At 64.7% G+C, this 8,698-nt stretch carries 11 protein-coding genes; 7 read left to right on the forward strand and 4 right to left on the reverse strand.

The genetic code is table 11. From position 1 onward, the window contains the following. A partial coding sequence (locus WAN71_RS03960) for an MFS transporter (RefSeq protein ID WP_422224082.1) occupies positions 1-1,543 on the reverse strand: 1,543 nt, incomplete at its 3' end. A gap of 85 nt (positions 1,544-1,628) precedes the next feature. Here WAN71_RS03960 and WAN71_RS03965 point away from each other — a divergent pair. Further along, positions 1,629-2,294 (forward strand): TetR/AcrR family transcriptional regulator, encoded by a 666-nt coding sequence (locus tag WAN71_RS03965; RefSeq protein ID WP_422224083.1) that lies wholly within the window; start codon positions 1,629-1,631, stop codon positions 2,292-2,294. Here WAN71_RS03965 and WAN71_RS03970 read toward each other — a convergent pair. Beyond that, positions 2,260-3,519: a cytochrome P450 gene (locus tag WAN71_RS03970; RefSeq protein WP_422224084.1), complete on the reverse strand. Its 1,260-nt coding sequence runs from the start codon at positions 3,517-3,519 to the stop codon at positions 2,260-2,262. The genes WAN71_RS03965 and WAN71_RS03970 overlap by 35 nt on opposite strands. A 121-nt stretch (positions 3,520-3,640) precedes the next feature. On the opposite strand from WAN71_RS03970, the gene WAN71_RS03975 reads away from it, so the two are divergent. Both WAN71_RS03975 and WAN71_RS03980 read left to right on the forward strand, forming a co-directional pair. Continuing rightward, positions 3,641-5,281 (forward strand): carboxylesterase/lipase family protein, encoded by a 1,641-nt coding sequence (locus WAN71_RS03975; RefSeq protein WP_422224085.1) that lies wholly within the window; start codon positions 3,641-3,643, stop codon positions 5,279-5,281. Beyond that, positions 5,278-5,637, forward strand: coding sequence for a nuclear transport factor 2 family protein (locus WAN71_RS03980; protein ID WP_422224086.1), 360 nt, complete (start codon positions 5,278-5,280; stop codon positions 5,635-5,637). Before WAN71_RS03975 ends, WAN71_RS03980 begins: the two co-directional genes overlap by 4 nt. 2 nt (positions 5,638-5,639) lie before the next feature. Here the strand turns inward: WAN71_RS03980 and WAN71_RS03985 are convergent, their stop codons facing one another. Further along, positions 5,640-5,936 (reverse strand): DUF732 domain-containing protein, encoded by a 297-nt coding sequence (locus tag WAN71_RS03985; protein WP_422224087.1) that lies wholly within the window; start codon positions 5,934-5,936, stop codon positions 5,640-5,642. A 32-nt stretch (positions 5,937-5,968) separates the two neighbouring features. Further along, positions 5,969-6,454 (reverse strand): hotdog fold domain-containing protein, encoded by a 486-nt coding sequence (locus WAN71_RS03990; RefSeq protein ID WP_422224088.1) that lies wholly within the window; start codon positions 6,452-6,454, stop codon positions 5,969-5,971. 385 nt (positions 6,455-6,839) lie between these two features. On the opposite strand from WAN71_RS03990, the gene rpsJ reads away from it, so the two are divergent. The 4 genes from rpsJ to rplW all read left to right on the forward strand — a co-directional run. Further along, positions 6,840-7,145, forward strand: coding sequence for a 30S ribosomal protein S10 (gene rpsJ, locus WAN71_RS03995; RefSeq protein WP_003873519.1), 306 nt, complete (start codon positions 6,840-6,842; stop codon positions 7,143-7,145). Positions 7,146-7,159: 14 nt separating this feature from the next. Continuing rightward, positions 7,160-7,813, forward strand: coding sequence for a 50S ribosomal protein L3 (gene rplC / locus WAN71_RS04000; RefSeq protein ID WP_422224089.1), 654 nt, complete (start codon positions 7,160-7,162; stop codon positions 7,811-7,813). Continuing rightward, a complete protein-coding gene (rplD, locus tag WAN71_RS04005) occupies positions 7,813-8,487 on the forward strand; it encodes a 50S ribosomal protein L4 (RefSeq protein ID WP_422224090.1) in 675 nt (224 codons plus the stop codon). Before rplC ends, rplD begins: the two co-directional genes overlap by 1 nt. Then, positions 8,487-8,698, forward strand: a 212-nt coding sequence (gene rplW, locus WAN71_RS04010) for a 50S ribosomal protein L23 (RefSeq protein WP_422224091.1), incomplete at its 3' end; no start/stop codon positions are given. The genes rplD and rplW, both read left to right, overlap by 1 nt.

Below are 8,698 nucleotides of genomic sequence, written 5' to 3' on the forward strand. Positions count from 1 at the left end.
GCTGGCGGCCATCGCGGCCCGGCGCCCACGCGCCGATCACTAGCGCTGCTGTCGCGATGATCAGGCCCATTACCAGCATCGACGATTCCATCGCCTGCAGGAAGGCGGTCTGGCTGAGTCCGGTGAGTTGACGGCCCTGCGGGCCAAGCGATTTGGAGATCTCCAGGGCCTGAGCCAGCGAATGTGAGGCCGGGGCACGGACCGGACCGGGGAAGGCCGCCAGATGCGGTGTGAGGACGTGGGCATATCGCGCCGCCAGGATGGACCCGGCCAGCGCGATGCCGAGGGCGGCACCGATCTCACGGGTGGTGTCGTTGACCGCCGAGGCAACCCCCTGCTTCTCGTCGGGCACCGCCGTCATGATCGCTAACGTGCTTGGTGCCGTGCAGAATCCGATGCCGGTACTCATCACGAGCAGCGGCCACATCATGTCCCAGTACGGCGAGTCGACCTGCAGGACCCGGATCCACAAGAACCCGGCGGAGATGAGCAGCAGGCCGCTGAACAGCACCAGCCGCAGGCCCAATCGGGGCAGATACCAGTGAGACAGCGCGGTCAACGTCAGCATCGGCAACATCAGCGGGCTTAACGCGAAGGCGGTCTGGATCGGGCTGTAGCCCATGACCAGTTGGATGTATTGCATCATGACGAAAAAGAACCCGAGCATCGCCATGAAAAAGATTGTGATCGTGGCGGATCCGGTGGCGAAGTCCGGTCTGCGGAACAACCGAACGTCGAGCAGCGGATGGCGCCGCGGCACCTCGACGAATCCGAACGCCACCGCCAGTATTACTCCGCCGCTCATCGACCCGTAGACCAGCGGGTGACTCCAGCCGCGTGCGGGTGCCTCGAGCAACCCGAAGACGAAAACCGCGACAGCGCCGGCGATTAACCCCGCGCCGGGCCAATCCAACGGGGTGGCTTTCTCATCGCGTGAGGACGACACGCTGCACGCCAATACGAAGATCAGCGCGGCAAAGCCCGCGAAGCCCCAGAAGATGGATCGCCACGACCAGAAATGCAGCAGCGTCCCGGATCCGAGCATGCCGATGACCGCACCAGATCCAGCGACGCCGGCCCAAATGCCGGTGGCCTTCGCGCGTTCGTCCGCGCGATGGGTGGCCGTCAACAGCGAGAGGGTGGCGGGCATGATGAACGCCGCTCCGGCGCCGGCCACACCGCGCTCCACTATGAGTTGCACAGGGCTGGTGAACACCGCCGACGCAAAGGACGCGATCGCAAAGGTGGCCAGGCCGATAAGGAAAGCGCCCCGACGGCCGTAGCGGTCGCCGATGGCCCCGGCGGGTAGCAACAGGCAAGCCAGGGCCACCGAGTAGCAGTCCACGATCCAGGTCAGCTGCGACTGCGTCGCCGAGGTGGCCACCGCGATGTCGCCGAGTGCGGTGTTCAGCGCGACCATCGACGCGATCACCAGCGTCACACCCATGCAGGCCACGACCATCGTCCAGATTCGTGCCCGGTTCGAACCGAGCGCGGCAGCCGCTTCAGTAGGCTGGTCAGGTCGGGTGACGGTGTCGACCATGGCGATGCGTCTCCTTTCGGCGATGGGTATTTTCGAGACTAACAGTCTCGTAGATAGACGGATAGTCTTGTGATCAAACACGGAGGTGGTCTACATCGCCGACAAGACCGATCCACGGCCGGCGCGTTCTCGTGCTCGTTTGCTCGAAGCCGCCACCGCGCTGCTGCGCTCCGGTGGGCCAAGCGCGGTGACCGTCGATGCGGTCACCCGTGCCGCCAATGTGGCCCGGGCCACCCTGTATCGTCACTTCCCGAGCGGAAACGATTTGCTGGCAGCGGCATTCAACAGCCTGATACCGCCGGCGCCGATGCCTTCCGACAATGGCGCGCTGCGCGATCGCCTCATCACGTTGGTGGTGGCCTGGGGGCAATCGCTCGCCGACGCCCCGGGCATGGTGACCGCAATGAGTTGGCTGGCGCTGGGGCCGGACTTGCAGCAGCTGCCAGAAGCTCGTCACACCCGCACGGCCGACAGCTCAGCGATCAGCACGCTGCGGGAGCGCATCGCCCAGCAGTACGCGGCGCCGTTCGATGCCATCTTCGATAGCCCGGAAGCCGCCGAGCTGGGTGACATCGACCGCACCCGGGCGATCGCACTGCTGATCGGCCCGGTGGTGTTGGGCCGGCTGTCTACGCTGCCCGACTTCGACTACCGCGAATGCGCGCGAGCCGCCGTGGACGGCTTTCTGTACGTGCAGCGCGCGCAGAACCAGCCGCTCAACGAAGGTCGTAGCGAATCGGCAGGTGCTTGAGTCCGCCGACAAAAGTCGTGGCGATCAACTCCGGGTTTCCGTTCAGCTCAATGGATTTCAACCGCGGAAGTAACTCGGTAAAGAAGCTGTTGACCTCCATGCGCGCCAGCGCGGCGCCCAGGCAGAAGTGCACGCCATACCCGAATGCCAAGTGTTTATTCGGATCACGGCCGACGTCGAAGCGGAACGGATCGTCGAACACCTCCTCGTCATGGTTCGCGGAGACGTAGGACAGATACACCGACTCGCCCTCGGCGATCGGCACCCCGCGAACCGTCGTGTCCGCGGTGGCGGTCCGCATGAACTCCTTGACCGGCGTCACCCAGCGGATCATTTCCTCGGTGGCCAGCGGCATCAAATCGAGGTTGTCGCAAAGGCGGTTTCGCTGGCCCGGATTTTCGATGAGCGCATGCAGACCACCGGCGATCGTCGCGCTGGTGGTGTCGTGGCCGGCGGTCGCGATGATGACGTAGTACGAAGCGGTGTCGACGTCGGACAGCGGCACGCCATCGACGCGGGCGTTAGCGATCGCCGACGCCAGGTCTTCGGTCGGATGCTCGCGGCGTGACGCGGTGAGCGAGCTGAAGTAGCCGAAGAACTCGAGCAGAACTTGGAGTTGCTCCTCGAGCGTGGTGCCGCGCCGAAATTCGTCGTCGTCGCCACCGAACAGTTCCTGGGTGAGTTTGAGCATCCGGGGAAAATCAGATTCGGGTAAGCCAAGCAGCGACATGATCACGTAGAGCGGGTAGTTGACTGCGACCTCCTGCACGAAGTCGCATTCCCGGTATCTACCGCCCGCGGCTTCCATCTTGTCGACATAGATCTTGGCCAGCTCGTCGACGCGGACCTTCAGCGCCCGCATTGCCTTGGGGCGAAACCAATCCGCGCCGATCGCGCGCACCACCCGGTGTTGCGGGTCGTCCATGTGGATCAGGGTGCGCAGCCCCATTCCGGCGTCGAGCTGTTCCCGCGCGAAATCGTCAGCGCCGGCGGTGGCCAAAAGCGGCCTTGGCTCATTGATGAAAAGATCATTGGCGCGCTCGATCTCCACGATGTCGGCGTGTTTGGTGATCGCCCAGAACGGCCGATAAGGCGGGCAGTCGACCAGCGACACCGGTGCGTGGGCGCGCAGATGGGTCAACGCTGCATGCAGCCGTGGCTCGTCGGCATAGGATGTCGGATCAGCGAATACCTTCGCAGCCTCGTCAATGATTGGTGTGTTCATCGGCCTTCTTGTCTTTTTCCTCGCTGGCTCGGGCATTTTCTTGACGTGTGTCAGGTTTTCCAGTGTCCGTGATCGACGATTACCGGTGAGCGGTTTTCGTCGATCCGTAGGCTGGGGTTTCATGCCGATCCGATCGTCTCGTCCGCGACGAGCCTGCGCCGCCTTGCTGGTCGCGGTCGTTGTGGCGGCAGCCTGTGGCCGGGGCGGCGGCATCACATCGTCGAAGCACGAGCCTGCTTATGCCGGCCCGCTGGACGCCGGCGTCGTGCGCACCTCGATGGGCCTGATGCGCGGCATGGTGGCCGCGGATTACCGTTTGTTTCAAAGCATTCCGTACGCGGCACCGCCGGTGGGCCCACTGCGGTGGCAGCCACCGCGGCCGGCGGCGAAGTGGGCGGGGACGTTGGACGCCACTAAGCCGGGGCCGCAATGCATGCAGGACACCGGCCCCGGCCGGCATGTCGGGAAGCCGACCAGCGAAAACTGCCTCACCCTCAACGTGTGGATGCCGGCGCCCGGACGCGGCACCGGTAAGCGCCCGGTGATGGTGTGGATCCATGGCGGGGGTTTCGTCAACGGCAACAGCGACATCTACAACTCGCGTTGGCTGGCTGCGAAGGGCCACATCGTTGTCGTCACGATCAACTACCGGCTGGGTGCGCTGGGGTTTTTGGCCCACCCGTCGCTCGGCCCGGCGGGAAACATCGGAAACTACGGGCTGGCCGACCAGCAGACCGCGCTGCGCTGGGTGCGCGACCACATCGCCGATTTCGGCGGCGATCCGCACAAAGTGACCATCGCCGGCGAATCCGCGGGTGGCATCTCGGTCTGCGATCACCTGGTGGCGCCCGGGTCGGCGGGGTTGTTCCGCGCGGCAATCATCCAAAGCGCGCCATGCCAGGCGCAAGCCGACTTAGCGACCGGGCAGCGCCAGAGCCTGGATTACGCGACGTCGACCGGGTGCCGTAATCCGGCCAGTACAGCGGCGTGTCTGCGCGCGCTGCCGGCGACCGCGCTTGACCGCCCGCCGTGGTACGTCTTCATCGGGGACTCCGACGCGCTCTCCGGACCGGTCACCGGTACAGCGTTTTTGCCGGATGGGCCAGTCGCGGCATTCGCCGCCGGTCGGGCCGCCCGGGTTCCGGTGCTGATCGGCGTCAACCACGACGAGTTCACCATGTTCGCGGCGCTGCGGTATTCGAAGTTGGGCCGCGGCATCAAGTCTGCCGAGTACCCCCGCTTGCTCGCGGACATCTTCGGCGCCGACGGCGCCGCGGTGGTGGCGCATTACCCGCCCGATCACTACGGCGGGGACGCGTCGCTTGCTTACTCGGCGGCGGTGACTGACGGTGTCTTCTCTTGCGCGACGGACCGATTGGCCGACTCGCTGAGCCAAAGCGCACCCGTCTACACCTACGAGTTCGCCGACCTTCATGCGCCGGCGCCGGATCTGTTGCGGAAGGCCCCGTTTCCGGTCGGTGCCAGCCACTCGTTGGAGCTGCGATACCTGTTCAAGGTCGGCGGCGCGCCACTGCTGGATCCCGGACAGCGGAAGCTGTCCGACCAGATGATCAGCTACTGGACCCATTTCGTCGCCAACGGCAAACCAAAGGCGACCGGCCAGCCCGGCTGGCCGGCCAAAAACGGCGATCCCGACCACAACTTCTGGATGTCGTTGCGTCCCGACGGCAGCAGGGTCATCAGCAACTTCGAGGAAGCACACCAGTGCCCATTTTGGGCGTCGCTGAAGGGCAGGTCGTGAGCACGCCCGAGCCGCGCGCCTTCACCGAAGATTGGTTGGCGGCCTGGAACCGCCACGACGTCGACGCGGTGCTCGCTCATTTCCGCGACGATGTCGTCTTCACCTCACCAGTTGCGGCTCGGGTGGTGCCCGAGTCGAAAGGAGTGGTCCGCGGCAAGGCGGCAGTGCGCGAGTACTGGAACGCCGCACTGAAGACCATGCCCGGCCTTCACTTTCAAATCGTCGCTGTGTATCAGGGCGAGTCGGTGTTGGTCATCAATTACCGCAACCAGAGCGGCACCCTGGTGAACGAGGTGCTGGAGTTCGACGGCGGGCTGGTGCGGCGCGGGCACGGGACTTACCAGGTGCAGACCTAATCTCAATGGCAGTACGTGCTCATCGCAGCATGCACCACCGCATCAATGTCTTGCGCCGCAATGCCGTTTCCCATCAGGCCGTTCTGTGTCTGCCAGGGCGCGGCCCCGGCGGATTGATACGTGCACACCAGGTGGCCTGCATTGATCAGCGTGTCCGACGGATAGTGGGTAATACCGTGCGCGCCAAGCTCGTTCAAGTAAGCGTCATCTTGGGGGTCAGCGTGGGCCAGCGGCGCGCTGCACATCAGCACTGCGGCTGATGTGATCAGTGCGGCCGCGACGGTCGTCGGTTGCATCATCTTGTCGCTTAAGTACACCGCTTTCGCGTCGGTTAGGAAAGGGGCGTGTTCGGCGTGACCCATGTAGTGATGTCGGCGTGCACCACCTCGGTGCCGTGCCGGTCGGTCACCGCGACCGGCACGACGAGCTCGACGCCGTCGGTGATCTGCGCGAAATCCGGCGGGTCCAGTTGAGCCCGTGCCCGCAACGACGTGGTGGCCTTCTCGAGGTATTGCACGCTCATCGCCTTGGGTATCCAGCGATGGCTGCGCGGCACGGTGGCCTCCATCAGCATCCCCATCGCCACCTCGGCGGCGTTGCAGGCCGCGATCGCATGCACGGTGTGCAAGTGGTTGTAGACCATGAACCACTTGGGCACCCGCACCTCAGCCAGACCGGGCTCCATCCGCACCACGTGCGGTAGTACCGAGGCGAAGTACGGAACCCGCGCCATCGCCGCCGCCGAGAAGAGCCGGGTACCACCGGGACGGCCGGAAAGCCGCCGCCATGCCGCATATGTGCTGGTCGGGCTTGTCATGCTACCGTATCTTACTCTGGAGTAAGGATATGTTGTCTCTGACTGCACCGCCCTGGCGCCGATCGCGGCGACGCTGCTGATCAGCCGGACTGGTCCTCGGGTTGGGGGGATTTGGCCGATAACGCGATCTAGGGCATACTGTTCGGGTTGCCTTGCGCCGGGTTTGCGCCTGGTCGGGCATACGACCGGCGCCCAAACGGGCGCGTGCGGTCCCAATCTTGGAACGCGACGAATTTCGATCGCGGACCAGGCTGCGTGCGGGCGACACACCCGACCGCGGGGGCCGGTGGACCACGACAGGTAAACAGCGGCGCAACATCCGGGCGCGATCGGCGCCCGGCAGGACACCGGGTCACCGACACCGGAGAGTGAGGTAGGAGAAGCTGTGGCGGGACAGAAGATCCGCATCAGGCTCAAGGCCTACGACCACGAGGCCATTGACGCCTCGGCGCGCAAAATCGTCGAGACGGTTGTCCGGACTGGCGCCAGCGTGGTTGGTCCGGTGCCGCTGCCCACTGAGAAGAACGTGTACTGCGTGATTCGCTCTCCGCATAAGTACAAAGACTCCCGGGAGCATTTCGAAATGCGCACCCACAAGCGGCTGATCGACATCCTCGACCCGACACCGAAAACCGTTGACGCGCTGATGCGCATCGATCTGCCTGCCAGCGTCGACGTCAACATCCAGTAGGAGATCTGCGAGCAATGGCGAGAAAGGGCATTCTGGGCACCAAGCTGGGTATGACGCAGGTGTTCGACGAGAACAACCGCGTTGTGCCGGTGACGGTGGTCAAAGCCGGGCCGAACGTGGTGACCCGAATCCGCACACCTGAGGTTGACGGGTACAGCGCGGTGCAACTGGCCTACGGGGAGATCAGTCCTCGTAAGGTCAACAAGCCGCTGGGCGGCCAGTACGCTGCCGCCGGTGTCAACCCGCGCCGGCACCTGGCCGAATTCCGTCTCGACGAGGCCGAGGCGGCAGCCGATTACCAGGTGGGCCAGGAGCTGACGGCCGAGATCTTCTCTGCCGGAAGCTATGTCGATGTGACCGGCACCTCGAAAGGTAAGGGTTTCGCCGGAACCATGAAGCGGCACGGCTTCCGTGGCCAGGGCGCCAGCCACGGCGCTCAGGCGGTCCATCGTCGTCCCGGTTCCATCGGCGGTTGCGCCACTCCGGCGCGGGTGTTCAAGGGCACTCGGATGGCCGGCCGGATGGGTAACGACCGGGTGACCACGCAGAACCTCTTGGTGCACAAGGTCGACGCCGAGAACGGCGTGCTGCTGATCAAGGGTGCTGTGCCCGGCCGCACGGGCGGACTCGTCATGGTCCGTAGCGCGATCAAACGAGGTGAGAAGTAATGGCTGCCGAAAAAGCCGCGAAATCGCTGAAGATTGACGTCAAGACGCCGGCCGGCAAGACCGAAGGCTCGGTTGAGCTGCCTGCGGAGCTGTTCGATGCTCCCGCGAATATCGCCTTGATGCACCAGGTGGTGAATGCGCAACGGGCCGCGGCCCGACAGGGCACGCACTCGACCAAGACCCGCGGTGAGGTTCGCGGCGGTGGCCGAAAGCCTTACCGGCAGAAGGGCACTGGTCGTGCCCGACAGGGCTCGACTCGCGCTCCGCAGTTCACCGGCGGTGGCGTCGTGCACGGTCCTACGCCCCGCGACTACAGCCAGCGGACACCGAAGAAGATGATCGCCGCTGCGCTGCGCGGCGCGTTGTCGGACCGGGCACGCAATGGTCGCATCCACGCGGTCACCGAGCTGGTGTCTGGCCAGACTCCGTCGACCAAGAGCGCCAAGGTTTTTCTGGGGACGTTGACCGACCACAAGCAGGTGCTGGTGGTCATCGGACGCAGCGACGAGACCGGAGCCAAGAGCGTGCGCAACCTACCTGGTGTGCACCTCCTGACGCCGGACCAGCTCAACACCTATGACGTGCTGCGCGCCGACGACGTGGTGTTTTCCGTCGAGGCGCTCAACGCCTACATCACCGCTAACAGCAAAACTGGCGAGGAGGTTTCGGCCTGATGGCGACCGTCACTGACCCCCGCGACATCATCCTGGCCCCGGTCATCTCAGAGAAGTCCTACAGCCTGATCGACGACAATGTGTACACCTTCCTGGTGCACCCTGACTCGAACAAGACCCAGATCAAGATCGCGATCGAGAAGATCTTTTCGGTCAAGGTGGCGGCGGTGAACACCGCCAACCGCCAGGGGAAGCGCAAGCGCACCAGGGC

Origin of the sequence: Mycobacterium sp., assembly GCF_049280035.1 — a bacterium.
In the GTDB taxonomy this organism is placed as follows: Bacteria; Actinomycetota; Actinomycetes; order Mycobacteriales; family Mycobacteriaceae; genus Mycobacterium.

Coding starts and splice junctions, on each gene's coding strand:
- WAN71_RS03990 (WP_422224088.1), bottom strand. CDS start 6,454: ATGACAAGCCCGACCAGCACATATGCGGCATGGCGGCGGCTTTCCGGC.
- WAN71_RS03970 (WP_422224084.1), bottom strand. CDS start 3,519: ATGAACACACCAATCATTGACGAGGCTGCGAAGGTATTCGCTGATCCG.
- rplD (WP_422224090.1), top strand. CDS start 7,813: ATGGCTGCCGAAAAAGCCGCGAAATCGCTGAAGATTGACGTCAAGACG.
- rplC (WP_422224089.1), top strand. CDS start 7,160: ATGGCGAGAAAGGGCATTCTGGGCACCAAGCTGGGTATGACGCAGGTG.
- WAN71_RS03985 (WP_422224087.1), bottom strand. CDS start 5,936: ATGATGCAACCGACGACCGTCGCGGCCGCACTGATCACATCAGCCGCA.
- WAN71_RS03975 (WP_422224085.1), top strand. CDS start 3,641: ATGCCGATCCGATCGTCTCGTCCGCGACGAGCCTGCGCCGCCTTGCTG.